This is a genomic window from Thiolapillus sp. (genome assembly GCF_048562965.1).
Lineage (GTDB): Bacteria > Pseudomonadota > Gammaproteobacteria > Chromatiales > Chromatiaceae > Thiolapillus > Thiolapillus brandeum_A.
The window spans coordinates 1-15,459 of record NZ_JBHNMF010000036.1 but is presented as its reverse complement, the minus strand read 5'-3'; the positions used below and the strand labels follow the sequence as shown (position 1 = coordinate 15,459).

Here is a 15,459-nt window from a genome sequence, read left to right as displayed (position 1 = left end):
GATGGATAACCATGGCGTTATGCTTCCTCCAGGTTTTGCGTGAGCCAGTCGTTCAATATCTGGCGGGTTCGGAACAAAGGATAGCTCCTTTTTGGAATATAATCACATGGTACCCGGCAGTCTTTCGATGGCGACACAAAATCAGGCATAAGCACTTTTCGCGGCTGGGTGGTTTCAAAGAACCCCCTGTCTTCGCTGACCCTGTATCGGGATGGAACGCTGTTCGGGCAATTGGATCACAATGGCAAGCGGCTGGATGTCGCCGGAAAATTTCCGGATTATCCGGGTTCCCTGAATTCCGGCTTCGCCTTCGCAACCAATTTCGGGGACTTTTCCGCCGGCGCGCACCAGTACTGTCTTGTGGCCAGGGACAACCAAGGCAATCTGCTGGAAAAGACGGTGAGCTTTTCCATCTCCCGCTACGACAACGCCTTCGTCAAGGACGATTCCCTGGTCTCCCTGCGCAATGCGAGCATCTCTTCTCCCGCCGGTAATGATATTCGTATCGACGGGATGGAGCATGATGGTAAAGAATACCGCGTAATACTTCGCTGGAAAAAGGCGAAGCAAGGTTTTGACCCTGTTGAGATAATCCGTACAAAGTGAACCGCTTCAGAAAGGGGGTTATCATAAGCGCTGCAAATCCGGTCATTTGCAGGCTCGAATACTCACGGCGTTGCTGCTGTGGCACACTCAGAACACTGAAACCTTAATTTATCCGTTTGGGGGGTATAACAAAATGAGAATCATACTTTTAGGTGGGCCGGGTGCCGGCAAGGGCACACAGGCAAACTACATCAAGGAAAAATACAATATTCCCCAGATTTCCACGGGTGACATGCTGCGTGCCCACGTGAAGGCGGGCACCGAGCTGGGCAAAGCGGCCAAGAAGATCATGGATGAAGGCGGACTAGTGTCCGACGACATTATCATGGGCATGGTCAAAGAGCGCATCAAGGAAGATGACTGCAAGAACGGTTACCTTTTTGACGGCTTTCCCCGCACCATTCCCCAGGCAGAAGCCATGAAGGAAGCCGGTATCGAAATCGATGCCGTAGTGGAAATCGACGTGCCCGATGAGGAAATCATCAAGCGCATGTCCGGTCGCCGGGTGCATCTGCCGTCCGGGCGTACCTATCATGTGATCTTCAATCCGCCCAAGGTCGAAGGGAAAGACGATGTCACAGGTGAAGACCTGATCCAGCGCGATGACGACAAGGAAGACACCGTCAAAGAGCGTCTGCGTGTCTATCATGACCAGACCGAACCGCTGATCGATTTTTATTCCAAGGAAGCCGATGCCGGCAAGCTCAAGTACGTCAAGGTCAATGGCGTGGGCAGTGTGGACGAAATCCGGGATGGGATTTTTGCCGGCCTGGATAGCTGAACAGCCACGACAGAAACAGAGCGGAAGCCGGGGTGATGCCCCGGTTTTTGCTATACTGACAAAAACACAATGCATATCAGGAGGCCTGCGTGGCTGTTTTAGAACTGAACAAAGACAATTTTGAAGATACCATCAATAACAATTCTTTCGTTATCATCGATTTCTGGGCTCCCTGGTGTGGTCCCTGCAAGAGTTTCGCGCCCACTTATGAAAAGGTGTCTGAAGATTTTCCCGACGTCGTATTCTCAAAGATCAATACCGAAGACGAGCAGGAAATCGCCGCTCATTTCCAGATCCGGTCCATTCCCACGCTGATGATTTTCCGGGATCAGATCATCATCTACAGCGAAGCAGGCGCCTTGCCGGAAGGATCTTTTCGCCAGCTGGTCGAGCAGGCTTCAAGCCTGGACATGGATGATGTGCGCAAGCAGATAGCCGAGTCAGAAGCCGGTGCCGGTTCTGCAGACGCCTGATTGAACTGTCACACCGCACATGCGCGGTTCCAGTGCATGTGCGGGCAGCCGTTTTCCCCGATTCGGCTTCCTGCCTCACCTTGTATTCTCCATTTCCGGGGATCGTGCCGATGTTCGATAACAGGCAGGCTTCGACGGTGAGTGGATAACCCCCTGCCATGCAATATCCCTGGATTTCACGTGCCGACCGGCTGCTGGATTACCTGCCTACCGTGGGAAAGCTGCTCGACCTGTGTGAGGAAAACTATCAGCTGCTGCTTTCTCTGGCGCCTCGGTTACAAAACCTGCGGGGCTTGCACGCTTCCTGCTGTCCGGGGCACATGGATCTCTATCTCGAGATACTGGAACAGACGCCCTACACCAGTGTTGTTCATCTGACCTATTACTTCTCCCACGAAGAAGGGCAGCTTGCCGATCCGGATGCGCTGTTGCGTGTCTATCACGATGCGCATCAGATCGAAGTCATCAGTCTCCGGCAACATGTATTGCCCATCGAGGCCAATTACCACCATCCCAGCCTGTACAACAAATGGAAAATCAATGTGTTCCTGTCCAAATGGCTGTCTTTCTGCAAGGCACAGGGGCATGCTTTTCCGCTTGAAGATGAATTCTTGACTAAAAAGCATGGTTAATGATATTCTTAATTACCTAGTATTTTACTAAGTTATAATCACTCACAAAATACAGAGGAGTTGAGAACATGAGACTTTCTACAAAAGGCCGCTATGCGGTAACAGCCATGCTGGATCTGGCACTGAATGGCCAGGATGGCCCCGTCACCCTTTCTGATATTTCAGAAAATCAGGGTATTTCCCTTTCCTACCTGGAGCAGCTGTTTGCCGCCTTGCGGGCCAAAAAGCTGGTACGTGGCGTGCGCGGTCCGGGTGGGGGATATTTTCTCGGCAGAGAAGCCGATGAAATATCCATCGCGAACATTATCTGTGCCGTCGACGAATGGGTGGAGTTCACCCGCTGTCAGGGTAAAGAGGATTGCCGGGGCGGGCAGCGTTGCCTGACTCACAGTCTGTGGGACGACCTTAGCAGGCAAATCTATGAATTCCTTGAAGAAATAAGTCTTGCCGATCTGGTTCGCCGGGGTCAGGAATCTGATCATGGCTGCCACAAGGAGAAGGGCGGGAGCATTCTGGACGATATTGCAGAACAGGCCGCATAAGTTCCCGCTGTCCATAAGGAAAACCCTTTGACCTGAAAGACGAATTTCAATATCATACGCCGCTTATGTTGCAGCGTATTCCCGATCGTGTAGATCCGTGGCGTCTGGCTGAACAGGGAGAAACTCTGGAAGGCCGTTTGAAACTGGATTCGTTGCCGCGCCTGGCGCCGCTTCTGGCTAATGCCAATGGAGAAGCGGCGTTTGTTTTGACGTTCGGCAAAGATGAGCGCCGCAGATTGCTCATCATGCTGAATGTCGACGCGGATCTGACGCTGGAATGCCAGCGTTGCCTGTCGGATATGGTATTGAAGATAGAAAGCAAGACCTGCCTGACACCGGTGCGGGGGCTGCTCGAAGCAGAGCAGTTGCCTGAAGCACTGGATCCCTTGATGATCGAAGAAGGCGAGTATCTGGATATTGCTCAACTGATCGAGGACGAGTTGATGCTTGGCATTCCTTCGTCCCCGCGACATGAAGAACCGCATTGCAACCGGCAGGAAGGCGTGCAAGAACACGACCTGCCAGAAACCGAACCGAAAGAGGAAAACCCTTTCGCCATTCTTGCCAGTCTGAGAACTGACAGGAACGACAATTGAGAAATTGCAGGAGATAGCCCCATGGCCGTACAGAAAAGTCGTAAAACCCCATCCCGTCGAGGCATGCGTCGTTCCCACGACAGCCTCAAGTCAGAAACCCTGTCCATCGACCCGACTTCCGGTGAGACACATCTGCGTCACCACGTAAGCCCGGACGGCTTCTATCGCGGTCGCAAGGTTGTCAGCGACTGAAGATGCAGCACCTGGTGTTGGACCCGACTCCGGCGTGAATTTCCGGAGTTTCTTTTTGTGACCGAAAAAATCACGATTGCCCTGGATGCAATGGGTGGCGATCACGGTGTATCCGTGGTCGTTCCCGCTGCGTTGAACTACCTGAAAGAGCATCCCAATCAGATGCTGATTCTGGTGGGCAGAGAAGAGGCCATCCGGCAGTATATTCCCGGCGGAAAGGTGCCGGCCAATCTCAGTATTCATGCGGCTTCCCAGGAAGTGGGCATGAACGAACTGCCGTCTCAGGCCCTGCGCAAGAAAAAGGACTCTTCCATGCGCGTTGCCCTGGATCTGGTCAAGGCCGGTACCGCAGATGCCTGTGTCAGCGCGGGCAATACCGGTGCGCTCATGGCAACGGCGCGCTTCGTTCTCAAGATGCTTCCCAACGTGGATCGCCCCGCCATCATCACCGCCTTGCCTGCTATCAATGGCCGTACCTGGATGCTGGATCTGGGCGCGAACGTCGATTGCAGTGCCGAGCACCTGTTCCAGTTTGCCGTCATGGGTTCCGAACTGGTTACGGTTATCGATGAAATCCCTTCTCCCAAAGTTGGTCTGCTGAACATCGGTCAGGAAGAAATCAAGGGTAACGAGCAGGTCAAGGGCGCCCATGAGTTACTGCGCCATACTTCTCTGAACTATATCGGTTACGTGGAAGGAGATGACATTTACCTGAACGAAGAAGTGGACATCGTGGTGACCGACGGTTTTATCGGCAACGTGGCCCTGAAAACCACGGAAGGGGTGGCGAAGATGATCCGCAGCAATCTCAAGGAAGAATTCAGCCGTAACATTTTTACCAAGCTCTCGGCCCTGATTGCACTGCCGGTGCTGAAGGGGCTGGGGCGCCGTATCGATCCCCGGCGTTACAACGGTGCCAGTTTGCTGGGACTGCGGGGCGTCGTCGTCAAGAGCCACGGTGGTACTGATGCCCTGGGTTATGCCCACGCCATCGATATCGCCGCCAAGGCAGTGCAGGCGGATATTGCTGCGCGCATCGAGGCTGGCGTGAGCAAACACCTGACCGATCAGAAGGCGACTGCATGAGCATGTATTCTCGAATTGCCGGAACAGGTAGCTATCTGCCTGAAAAGGTACTGAGCAACCATGATCTGGAAAAGATGGTGGAAACCTCGGATCAGTGGATCCAGGAGCGCACCGGCATCAAGAAGCGTCATATCGCAGATGACGGGCAGACTACCTGTGATCTGGCTGAGCAGGCCGCCCGGCGCGCGCTGAAAGCCGCAGGAAAGTCTGCCGAAGACCTTGATCTGATCGTGGTGGCAACCACCACGCCGGACAAGATTTTCCCCAGTACCGCCTGCCTGTTGCAGCAACGCCTGGGCAATCACGGCTGTGCCGCTTTCGACATTCAGGCCGTCTGCACCGGTTTTGTCTACGCCATGGGCGTGGCAGACAAGTTCATCAAGACCGGCGCGGCCCGTACCGCCCTGGTTGTGGGAGCGGAAACGCTGTCTCGTATTACCGACTGGACCGACCGTGGTACCTGCATCCTGTTTGGTGACGGGGCCGGTGCTGTCGTGCTCGAAGCGTCGGAAGAGCCCGGCATTCTCTCCTCACACCTTCATGCAGATGGTGCTTATGGTGAGTTGCTGCATGTGCCAGGTGGTATCTCCAGGGGTTTTGAAGCGGAAGATGATGGTCTGGATCCGCATTTCATGCAGATGAAAGGCAACGAAGTATTCAAAATGGCTGTCAACACGCTGGGGCGTATTGTCGATGAGACCCTGGCAGCCAACGACATGAAAAAAGCCGATATCGACTGGCTGGTGCCTCATCAGGCCAACATCAGAATCATCAAGGCAACCGCGCGCAAGCTGTCCATGGATATGGACAACGTGGTGGTCACTGTGGATGAGCATGGCAATACCTCTGCCGCATCCGTTCCTCTGGCGCTGGATACGGCTGTAAGAGACGGCCGCATCAAGCGTGGTGAAACCCTGCTGCTCGAAGCGTTTGGCGGTGGTTTTACCTGGGGCTCCATTCTTCTCAACTACTGATTTTCTGCATCATGACGGCAACTACTGGCATCATTTTTCCGGGGCAGGGCTCCCAGAGTATCGGGATGCTTGCTGCGCTGGCGGAACACTATCCACAGGTCAAAGAGACTTTTGAAGAGGCTTCCGATGTCTTGCAGGTGGATTTATGGCTGCTGGCCAGCGAAGGGCCGGCTGAAGAACTCAACAGGACCGAAAACACGCAACCCGTGATGCTTGCTGCCGGCATGGCCGTGTATCGTGTCTGGCTGTCACAGGGTGGTCCGGCCGCAGCGGTCATGGCAGGGCACAGTCTGGGAGAGTACACGGCGCTTTCTGCCGCGGGCAGTCTCGATTTTACTGAAGTAGCCAGGCTGGTTGCAGCCCGCGGACGTTTCATGCAGGAAGCTGTACCGGCCGGGAAGGGCGCCATGGCAGCCGTTCTGGGGCTCGATGACGATGCCGTAAGAACCCTGTGCGCGAATGCTGCCCAGGGAGAAGGGGCTGAAGCCGTCAATTTCAATTCGCCGGGTCAGGTGGTGATTGCCGGTGACCGCGCGGCCATCGAAAGAGCCATTGAACTGGCCAAGGAAGCAGGCGCCAGGCGTGCCCTGATGTTGCCTGTGAGCGTCCCTTCTCACTGTGCGCTGATGCGGCCTGCAGCTGAAAAACTGGCTGCCATGCTCGAAACGGTCAGCGTGAAATTGCCGGAGATACCCGTTATCCACAATGTGGATGTCGATATCGCCGGCAGTGCGGATGCCATTCGGGAGAAACTGGTGCAACAGTTGTATCAGCCTGTACGCTGGGTGGAGACCATTCAGGCCATGAAACAGCGCGGTATTGAAACGCTGGTCGAAGCGGGGCCGGCCAAGGTGCTCACTGGGCTGGGCAAGCGCATCGACAAAACCCTCACTTTTTTGCCGGTGCTGGATCCGGCTTCACTGGAAAAAGCACTGGAGAGCTGCAATGCCTGAAACTACTGTTGCACTGGTCACCGGCGCCAGCCGGGGAATCGGACGCGCCATCGCCACCCGACTCGGCGCGCGAGAAGGTATGACTGTCGTGGGAACGGCCACCTCCGACAAGGGAGCAGAAGCCATAAGTGCCTATTTCGCGGAAGCGGGAATCAAGGGTGAAGGTATGAAGCTGGATGTGTCAGACAGCGAATCTGTCGATACTGTTGTGGCGGGCATCGCGGAAAATTACGGACCTGTCACCGTGCTGGTAAACAATGCTGGGATTACCCGTGACAATCTGCTAATGCGCATGAAGCCTGAAGAGTGGGACGCGGTGATCAACACCAATCTCAGTTCCCTGTATCGGGTATGCAAGGCTTGTGTCCGCGGGATGATGAAAGCCCGGACCGGACGGATCGTAAACATAGCATCGGTGGTGGGCAGCAGCGGCAACGCCGGCCAGACCAACTATGCTGCCGCCAAAGCAGGCATGTTGGGTTTCACCAAGTCGCTGGCCCAGGAAATCGGCTCCCGGGGTATCACCGTGAATGCCGTGGCACCTGGCTTCATCGACACGGACATGACCCGGGAACTGCCGGAAGCGCAGCGCAAGGCGCTGTTGTCCGCTATTCCGATGGGCCGCCTGGGTTCAGCGGACGAAATAGCGGCGGCGGTGGCCTTTCTGACCTCCGAAGACGCGGCCTATGTCACAGGCACCACGCTGCATGTCAATGGTGGCATGTACATGTCTTAAGGTGATAGCTTTAAAATATCTCTCTACACACTGATTTACAACATATTATTAGTTTGATATTAGGTGCGTGTTTTTCGAGGCTGCCTGATTTGGCTAGTGAACGAATTCCGCATACAATACGACGTTAATGCGCGGCACCTGGATCGCGCTCTACTGGAGGAAAAATACGAAAATGAGCAGCATTGAAGAACGTGTCAAAAAGATTGTCGCTGAGCAGCTGGGTGTAGGCGAAGACGAAGTTACTCCTGAAGCTTCCTTTATCGACGACCTGGGCGCTGACTCCCTGGATGCAGTGGAACTGGTTATGGCGCTGGAAGAAGAGTTCGAGTGTGAGATTCCCGATGAAGAAGCGGAGAACATCACAACCCTGCAACAGGCAGTTAACTACATCAACGCTAACGGCTGATCGCCAAGGTTCAGTCAAGTCGCGGATTTTTCCTGGATCAGCACCTCCTGAAACAAGGGGTGGCTGGTCGGAAAAACGCGGTTTTTGGTTAATGTACCAACAGAGGTTTCCTTGATGTCCAAAAGAAGGGTAGTAGTTACCGGGCTGGGTATGATATCGCCCGTAGGTCTTGATGTAGCAAGCAGCTGGGAAAATATCCTGGCGGGTAACAGCGGCATCAAACCCATTACGCATCTGGATATAGAACCGTTCAGTGTTCGTTTCGGCGGGTCCATCTACGGTTTCGATATCGAGCAGTACATACCGAAAAAGGAAGCTCGCAAGATGGACAAGTTCATCCACTACGGCATTGCCGCAGCGGATCAGGCCATCAAGGATGCCGGCATCGAAGCGACGGACGAGAACGCCAACCGTATTGGCGTGGTCGTGGGTTCCGGCATCGGCGGTATCAGTGGTATCGAACAGGGATATGCTGCTTATCTCAAAGGCGGACCGAGAAAGATTTCGCCCTTCTTTGTGCCGGCCAATATCGTGAACATGGTTGCAGGCCACATTTCCATCATCAACGGATTCAAGGGTCCCAACATTTCCATCGTGTCTGCCTGCAGCACGGGCGCGCACTGCATTGCCGATGGCATGCGCATGATTCAGTACGGCACCAGTGATGTCATCGTTGCCGGTGGCGCCGAGATGGCGACCTCACCCACAGGCCTGGGTGGTTTTGCTGCAGCAAGGGCGCTTTCCACGAGGAATGACGATCCGCAGGGGGCGAGTCGTCCCTGGGACAGCGAGCGCGACGGTTTTGTGCTCAGTGACGGTGCCGGTGTGGTGGTCATCGAGGAACTCGAACACGCCCGTGCCCGCGGGGCCAATATCTACTGCGAACTGGTGGGTGCAGGAATGAACTCGGATGCCTACCACATGACCTCCCCGTCTCCCGGCGGTGAGGGGGCAACGGAATGCATGCGGCTGGCGATGGAAGACGGTGGCGTGAATCCGGAAGAGGTTGCTTATATCAATGCCCACGGTACATCCACGCCTGCAGGGGATGTGGCCGAGACCATGGCCATGAAGCGGGCCTTTGGTGACGATGCCTACAAACTGGCAGTAAGCTCCACCAAATCCATGACCGGACATATGCTGGGCGCAGCCGGCGGTGCGGAGGCGGTATTCACCATTCTCGCCCTGCGTGACCAGGTGGCGCCGCCCACCATCAACCTGGACAATCCGGATCCGGAATGCGATCTTGACTATGTACCGCACACCGCCCGGGAAATGCCAATGGAAGTGGCGTTGTCGAATTCCTTCGGCTTCGGTGGCACCAACGGTACGCTGGCGTTCCGACTGTTCAAAGATTGATTCGATCACTGGTAAACGGTGAACCCCGGGATCAGGTATCCGTACTTGACCGGGGTTTGCAGTTTGGTGACGGCCTTTTTGAAACCATTGCGGTAACCGGCGGCCATCCCTGTCTTTGGGATTATCACATGCAGCGTCTGCAGTCCGGCTGTGAACGCTTGGGAATCACTTCACCGGATGTTTGCCTCCTGAAGCAGGAAGCCCTTGAACTGATAGCCGATCGATCGGAGGCAGTGCTGAAGATCACCGTGACGCGCGGTATCAGTGAACGGGGCTACAAGCCTGATCCGTATGAATCACCCACCCGTATTCTGGCGCTGTTCGACTGGGACGGACCTGATTCCGATACGCTGAAGATTGCCGTATCCCCGCGGCGCCTTGGACATAATTCCGACCTTGCCGGCATCAAACACCTCAATCGTCTGGAACAGGTGCTCGCCAGAGCCGCATGTCCGGAGGATGTCGATGAAGCACTGATGCTGGATCATCGTGGTCATGTCATCGAGGGCATGATGAGCAATCTGTTCTGTCAGGAAGGGCAACGACTGTACACGCCGTCTCTGCAACGCTGTGGCGTGGCGGGAGTGGTCAGGGCGCTGATACTGGAGATTGCCAAAGAGCAGGGGGAACACATCGAAAAGGGTGATTTCATGCTGCAAGACATACTGCAGGCTGACGCGCTCTATCTGACCAGTTCCCTCGCCGGTCTCCGCTTTGTCTCACGAATCTCCGGTTATGACTGGCATGCCAGAACAGCGGATGTCCATCCGCTGCTGAAAGAAGCCGCCAGGCGAGTGTTCGACTGATGCTGAAACTCACTTTCAAACTGTTTCTCAAATCCACGCTGTTGGTACTGCTGCTCGCGGCACTGGCGGGGGTTGTGGTCTGGAATACCTACAGGGAATTTCTGGTCACCCCCCTGACGATACCCGATCATGGCATGGTGCTGAATGTTCCACAGGGCATGTCTCTGCGGGGCCTGGCCAGCCATCTCGAGTCCCGGCACGTTCTCGAAGATGCCCGTCTTCTGCGTCTGTATGGCCGGCTCCACCATGAAGCCACGCAAATCAAGGCGGGAGAATATCAGTTGTCGCGGGGGATTACCCCGGTGGCCTTGCTTGATCTGCTGGTAGCGGGGAAAACCATCAGCCATTCCATCACACTCGTGGAGGGCTGGACTTTTGACCAGATGATGCAGGCCATCGATACGCATCCCGAACTGCGCCATGACCTGAAGGGCGTAAGCAGCGGGAAAATTATGGAAAGCCTGGGACATGCCGGAGAAAACCCGGAAGGCCGGTTCTTTCCCGACACCTATCTGTTTCCCTGGGATTTCTCCGATCTCCAACTGCTGAAACGCGCCTATGGCCGCATGGAGGATACCCTGAAACAGGCTTGGGCGGAACGCGAGAAGGATCTGCCGCTTAAAAACCCCTATGAGATGCTCATTCTTGCTTCCATCGTCGAAAAGGAAACCGGGCGGGCAGGGGAGCGTGACCGGATCGCCGGCGTGTTCGTCCGCCGACTGAAAAAAGGCATGAAACTGCAGACCGATCCCACCGTGATCTACGGGATGGGGGCGAGTTACAAAGGAAATATCAGGCGCAAGGACCTTCGCAAACCCACGCCCTACAATACCTATGTGATAGCCGGCCTGCCGCCGACGCCCATCTGTATGCCGGGAAGCGGGTCCCTTTTCGCTGTTGCGCATCCTGCAGACGGGAAGGCGCTGTATTTCGTTGCCAAGGGTGACGGCAGTCACCAGTTTTCTGCTACCCTGAGGCAACACAACGCTGCCGTCCGAAAATATCAGTTGAAGAAATAATGCTCAGAGGTTCGTTCATTACACTGGAAGGCATTGAAGGCGCCGGTAAAACCACCTGCATGGCGCAGCTGCGCCTGCTGATGGAGCAGGCCGGCATCGCTTTCCTCGAAACCCGCGAGCCCGGCGGCACGCAGCTGGGAGAGGATCTGCGCCAGCTGTTGCTCGGTCACAAACACACAGGCATGAGTGATGACGCCGAATTACTGCTCATGTTTGCATCCCGCGCAGAACACCTGCAACAGAAAATCCTGCCGGCCCTCGACAATGGCCAGTGGGTGCTTTGTGATCGCTTCACCGATGCCACCTATGCCTATCAGGGCGGTGGCCGGGGTATCGATTTCAGCCGTATAGAGACACTGGAGAATTGGGTGCAGCAAGGGCTCAAGCCCGACCTTACCCTGTTGCTGGACCTGCCGGTTGCGCTGGGTCTGGAACGGGCAGGCAAGCGCTCTGCACCGGACCGTTTCGAAAGTGAAGCCGGGGCTTTTTTTGAAAACGTGCGCAAATCCTACCTGGAACTGGCCAACAGAGAGCCCGAACGCATTAAGGTTATCGATGCTTCCCTGACACTGGATGAGGTGCTCGCGCAGATCACCGCAGTCATGCAACATTACCTGGCCAACAGTCAGCAGCCATGAGCGATCTGCTTCCCTGGCATCACCCATCCTGGCACCGCCTGTTGGAAACGCGCCAGCAGGGCCGCATGCCCCATGCGTTGTTGTTGTCCGGTGCAGAAGGCGTGGGCAAGGCCCGCTTTGCGCGCCAGCTTGCCGAGAGTCTGCTGTGTGAGCAACCTGCGGAGAACGGGCTGGCCTGTGGCAAGTGCAGGCAGTGCCTGCTGCTGAAGGCGGACAGTCATCCGGATCTGCGCCAGGTGGGGCCGGAGGAAGGCAAGCAGCAGATCGGTATCGAAGCGGTACGGGAACTCGTTGCCGGAAACACTCTGTCTGTCGGTGAAGATGCCCACCGTGTGTTCATCATCGATCCAGCGGACAGTATGAGCAGGGCAGCAGCAAACGCTTTGCTGAAAACGCTTGAGGAGCCGATTCCCGGCTCTCTCATCGTGTTGCTCAGCGCACGTTCTGACAGGCTTCCGGTCACCATTCGCAGCCGCTGCCAGATGCTTGCATTCGCATTGCCTGAGGAAGAGGCATCCATCGCCTGGATAGCAGAAAATACCGGGATGCAGCCGGAACAGGCACGCCAGCTATTGCAGCTCGCCGGGGGCGCGCCGCTGAAGGTGCCGGCACTGATCGAGAGAGATGAACTGCAGCGGCACAACCGCCTGCTGGAGGATTTTGCAGCAATCGCAGTGGGTGGGGCTTCTGTCGTGCAGACCGGCGAAAGCTGGCTAAAGGAAACTGGTCTGCCCCATTTACTGAAATACCTGGTTGCATGGCTATCGGCAATCATACGCAGCAAAATGGCGCCGGCGTCGCAACTTGCTTTTCCACCCTTGCAAACCCTGTCCGAACGGTTAGACTTGAGACTTGCATACCAATTGCTCGACAGGCTGTATGATGCCGAGCGCATGAGCATGAACAATCTGAATCCACAACTGGTTCTGGAAAGCATTCTGCTGGAATGGAGCCGAATCGCGAAGGGGGAGGGCTGACCATGGCAATGCCAGGTTTCCAACAAGGCATCATCAACCTGTCCATAAAGGACAAGGATACCCTGTACCGTGCCTATATGCCTTTCGTGGAAAATGGTGGGCTGTTTATCCCAACCATCAAGAAATACGAACTGGGAGATGACGTCTTCATACTGCTCAATCTCATGGATGATACGGAGCGTGTCCCTGTCGCGGGAAAAGTCATCTGGGTAACGCCGGTAGGCGCCATGGGCAATCGCACCGCGGGTATCGGCGTGCAGTTTGGGCCGCATGATGAAGGCGTCACCCGCAACAAGATAGAAATACACCTGGCAGGTATGCTGGAACTGGACAAGCCAACAGACACCATGTAATGCCCAGCCTGCGGCGGATATAAGCTCTCCGTCCGGCAGACTGCTAAAGGCAGCCCTCCGTATCGTCAGAAATCCACAAGAGCGCCCTATGCTTATCGACTCTCACTGTCACCTCGACCGGGTAGACCTTTCGCCCTACCAGAACGATTTCTCTGAATTCATGCGACAGACCCGGGATGCGGGTGTGGACCATATGCTGTGTGTGAGCATCGACCTGGAAAGCTATCCGGCCATGCTGGATCTGGTTTTACCTTATGAGGACATCTCGGTTTCTGTCGGTGTACATCCCAATGATTTCGACCGCAGAGAGCCCGGCGTGGAAGAACTCGTGGAACTGGCCAGTCATCCCCGCAATGTCGCCATCGGCGAAACCGGTCTGGATTTCTTTCGCAGCGAAGGTGATGTGGAATGGCAGCGGCAGCGTTTTCGCACCCATATACGTGCGGCACGGGAAGCCGGAAAGCCGCTGATTATTCATACCCGCGATGCGCGGGAAGAAACGCTGCAGATCATGCAGGAAGAACAGGCGGATCAGGCCGGTGGCGTGCTGCACTGTTTTACGGAAAACTGGGAAATGGCCAGCGCAGCGCTGGATATGGGTTTCTATATTTCCTTTTCAGGCATTGTCACCTTCAAGAATGCCCAGGAATTGCGGGATGTGGCGGCCAGAGTTCCTCTCGACAAAATGCTCATAGAAACTGACTCACCCTATCTGGCGCCGACTCCTTACCGTGGCAAGCCGAACGAACCCAAGTATGTGCGTCGGGTTGCCGAAACCCTTGCGGAACTTCGTGGCCTGGATGTGGATGACCTTGCCAGCCAGACAGCACAAAACTTTCAGGAGCTGTTCAGGGCGGGTTAATAAGTCGAAATACAGCCGTTGAAAGCTACCTGCTGCGCTTCTTCCATTCGTTTTCCACGTCATCGAGGGTGCTTCTGACGACCTGCAGGATGTACTCGATGGATTTGTGCTCATCGATCTCGGGAATGTCCCAGTCCGAAATGCTCAGGTATTTGTCCACCAGCTTTCGCACGTCGGTTTCCAGTTCACCGCGATAGCGTTCGATTTCCTGCTTCTGTATGTCAGTCATACCATGTTCTCCATTCGACAAGCTTGAAAACTGTTTTGGGCCTCGAAGAATCAACCGAACCAAGACCTGTGTTATTTCCGGTTAACCCGAACCCTTATTCAGGAATTGTAAATGGGGGCATGTTTGTATTTTTCAAGCCAGGTGATACATGCATCAGGTGATCGGCTATGACTTTTCTGTCGCTCCCCCATACGGGTTACAATGAAACCCGGCACTTGGAGGCAGCCAATTCTTTATTGTTCTTCGTATCCTGCCTATGGAGAAATATGAGCAACGACAAAAAACACTCTGACAAGGCTTCAGAATACAAAACCAGCATTGCCATGATTTTGTTGCTGGCCCTGTTCTGGATGCTCACAGGTTGCTCCGGTACAGCAGCAACGGTACGGGCAAAACCCTATCAGGCAGGTGAGCGGTTGTTTACTCACCTGGAATCGGGCAAGGCCGATGACAGATTCATGGAAGAACTTTATGCATCCAGAACCTGGGTGCCTTCCGGTGAGCTCACCATTGATCCTATCGAACTGGGCAAAAACGCCAAAATTCCCATTCAGAACGAAAAGATAAAGCTGCTGGGGCCGGCGCAAGAGGATGCGCTCCGTTCCCTGGCATTAAAGATATGGATGATCGAACATGCGGAACATACCGTCGATGTGGTCTACTACATTTTCAAGACTGATCTGGCCGGAGAAGCTGTGCTGGGTGCCTTGTGCAACGCAGTGCAGCGGGGTGTGGATGTCCGTTTTATGGTGGACTCCATCGGTTCCATCAGCCTGGCGAACCGCAAGATGATGGCGCTGGAATCCTGTGCGCAAAATGCGGGCTATCTGCGGGATGAAAACGGCCGGCCCACAAAATACAAGGCACGTGTTCAGACGGTGATCTTCAACTCCCTGACCAACACACTGGGCTGGATCAACCGGCGTTCCCATGACAAGCTGCTGGTGATCGATGGCGCTTTCCCCGAAAAGACCACGGTTATCACCGGGGGGCGCAATATCTCTCTGGACTACTACGGCATCCGCGAGGACGGAAGCGTAGATCCGACAGCCTATCGTGACCTGGAAATAGTATTGCGCCATGGCCCTGGAACAGGGGCCAGCCGTCTGACCGTTGGAAACATCCGCTGCCAGCCATGGAGAGCGAAGCGAAGGCTGGTAGACCCCAGTAGCCGCGAGGCCGCACTGTTTTCCCGGCGTGCCTTGCGCCAGAGGGAAAACAAAGTAGGCCTCCGAACGC

21 protein-coding genes are annotated in these 15,459 nt (G+C 55.2%); 20 read left to right on the top strand and 1 reads right to left on the bottom strand.

Annotated elements, in window-relative coordinates:
• The first annotated feature begins 168 nt into the window (after positions 1–168).
• The 19 genes from ACOCD2_RS03925 to ACOCD2_RS03835 all read left to right on the top strand — a co-directional run bounded on the left by ACOCD2_RS03925 (position 169) and on the right by ACOCD2_RS03835 (position 13,991).
• Positions 169–606, top strand: coding sequence for a hypothetical protein (locus ACOCD2_RS03925; protein ID WP_293644990.1), 438 nt, complete (start codon positions 169–171; stop codon positions 604–606).
• Between the two features lie 133 nt (positions 607–739).
• A complete protein-coding gene (gene adk, locus ACOCD2_RS03920) occupies positions 740–1,387 on the top strand; it encodes an adenylate kinase (protein WP_293644992.1) in 648 nt (215 codons plus the stop codon).
• 89 nt (positions 1,388–1,476) lie between these two features.
• Complete coding sequence (trxA, locus tag ACOCD2_RS03915; protein ID WP_293644994.1) at positions 1,477–1,860, top strand: thioredoxin; 384 nt, start codon at positions 1,477–1,479, stop codon at positions 1,858–1,860.
• Between the two features lie 158 nt (positions 1,861–2,018).
• Complete coding sequence (locus ACOCD2_RS03910) at positions 2,019–2,492, top strand: DUF1249 domain-containing protein (protein ID WP_293644996.1); 474 nt, start codon at positions 2,019–2,021, stop codon at positions 2,490–2,492.
• 68 nt (positions 2,493–2,560) lie between these two features.
• Positions 2,561–3,034: an Rrf2 family transcriptional regulator gene (locus ACOCD2_RS03905; protein WP_293644998.1), complete on the top strand. Its 474-nt coding sequence runs from the start codon at positions 2,561–2,563 to the stop codon at positions 3,032–3,034.
• A gap of 65 nt (positions 3,035–3,099) precedes the next feature.
• Positions 3,100–3,630 (top strand): YceD family protein, encoded by a 531-nt coding sequence (locus ACOCD2_RS03900; protein WP_293645000.1) that lies wholly within the window; start codon positions 3,100–3,102, stop codon positions 3,628–3,630.
• Between the two features lie 21 nt (positions 3,631–3,651).
• Positions 3,652–3,822 (top strand): 50S ribosomal protein L32, encoded by a 171-nt coding sequence (gene rpmF / locus ACOCD2_RS03895; RefSeq protein WP_293645002.1) that lies wholly within the window; start codon positions 3,652–3,654, stop codon positions 3,820–3,822.
• Positions 3,823–3,879: 57 nt separating this feature from the next.
• The gene (plsX, locus tag ACOCD2_RS03890) at positions 3,880–4,908 is read left to right on the top strand and encodes a phosphate acyltransferase PlsX (protein WP_293645004.1); all 1,029 of its coding nucleotides are present in this window, start codon (positions 3,880–3,882) and stop codon (positions 4,906–4,908) included.
• 2 nt (positions 4,909–4,910) lie between these two features.
• Positions 4,911–5,882, top strand: a complete 972-nt coding sequence (locus ACOCD2_RS03885; protein WP_293645030.1) for a beta-ketoacyl-ACP synthase III — start codon at positions 4,911–4,913, stop codon at positions 5,880–5,882.
• Positions 5,883–5,893: 11 nt separating this feature from the next.
• On the top strand, positions 5,894–6,835 hold the full coding sequence (fabD, locus tag ACOCD2_RS03880; protein ID WP_293645006.1) for an ACP S-malonyltransferase: 942 nt from the start codon (positions 5,894–5,896) through the stop codon (positions 6,833–6,835).
• Positions 6,828–7,571 carry a 3-oxoacyl-ACP reductase FabG gene (gene fabG / locus ACOCD2_RS03875; RefSeq protein ID WP_293645008.1) on the top strand — a complete coding sequence of 248 codons (744 nt, stop codon included), beginning with the start codon at positions 6,828–6,830 and terminating at the stop codon, positions 7,569–7,571. The genes fabD and fabG overlap by 8 nt, the downstream gene beginning before the upstream one ends.
• A gap of 172 nt (positions 7,572–7,743) precedes the next feature.
• A complete protein-coding gene (acpP, locus tag ACOCD2_RS03870; protein ID WP_293645010.1) occupies positions 7,744–7,977 on the top strand; it encodes an acyl carrier protein in 234 nt (77 codons plus the stop codon).
• A gap of 114 nt (positions 7,978–8,091) precedes the next feature.
• Entirely contained in the window at positions 8,092–9,336 is a 1,245-nt protein-coding gene (gene fabF / locus ACOCD2_RS03865) for a beta-ketoacyl-ACP synthase II (protein WP_293645012.1), read from the top strand.
• Positions 9,333–10,142: an aminodeoxychorismate lyase gene (gene pabC / locus ACOCD2_RS03860; RefSeq protein WP_293645014.1), complete on the top strand. Its 810-nt coding sequence runs from the start codon at positions 9,333–9,335 to the stop codon at positions 10,140–10,142. The genes fabF and pabC overlap by 4 nt, the downstream gene beginning before the upstream one ends.
• Complete coding sequence (gene mltG, locus ACOCD2_RS03855) at positions 10,142–11,161, top strand: endolytic transglycosylase MltG (protein WP_293645016.1); 1,020 nt, start codon at positions 10,142–10,144, stop codon at positions 11,159–11,161. Before pabC ends, mltG begins: the two co-directional genes overlap by 1 nt.
• Positions 11,161–11,799, top strand: a complete 639-nt coding sequence (gene tmk / locus ACOCD2_RS03850) for a dTMP kinase (protein ID WP_293645018.1) — start codon at positions 11,161–11,163, stop codon at positions 11,797–11,799. Before mltG ends, tmk begins: the two co-directional genes overlap by 1 nt.
• The gene (gene holB / locus ACOCD2_RS03845; protein WP_293645020.1) at positions 11,796–12,776 is read left to right on the top strand and encodes a DNA polymerase III subunit delta'; all 981 of its coding nucleotides are present in this window, start codon (positions 11,796–11,798) and stop codon (positions 12,774–12,776) included. The genes tmk and holB overlap by 4 nt, the downstream gene beginning before the upstream one ends.
• 2 nt (positions 12,777–12,778) lie before the next feature.
• Entirely contained in the window at positions 12,779–13,129 is a 351-nt protein-coding gene (locus ACOCD2_RS03840; RefSeq protein ID WP_293645022.1) for a PilZ domain-containing protein, read from the top strand.
• Positions 13,130–13,217: 88 nt separating this feature from the next.
• A complete protein-coding gene (locus ACOCD2_RS03835) occupies positions 13,218–13,991 on the top strand; it encodes a TatD family hydrolase (RefSeq protein WP_293645024.1) in 774 nt (257 codons plus the stop codon).
• A gap of 25 nt (positions 13,992–14,016) precedes the next feature.
• On the opposite strand, the gene ACOCD2_RS03830 is transcribed toward ACOCD2_RS03835, so the two are convergent.
• Positions 14,017–14,220 carry a hypothetical protein gene (locus ACOCD2_RS03830; RefSeq protein WP_293645026.1) on the bottom strand — a complete coding sequence of 68 codons (204 nt, stop codon included), beginning with the start codon at positions 14,218–14,220 and terminating at the stop codon, positions 14,017–14,019.
• A 266-nt stretch (positions 14,221–14,486) separates the two neighbouring features.
• On the opposite strand from ACOCD2_RS03830, the gene ACOCD2_RS03825 reads away from it, so the two are divergent.
• Positions 14,487–15,459: phospholipase D-like domain-containing protein (locus tag ACOCD2_RS03825; RefSeq protein WP_293645028.1), on the top strand; the 973-nt coding region annotated here is incomplete at its 3' end.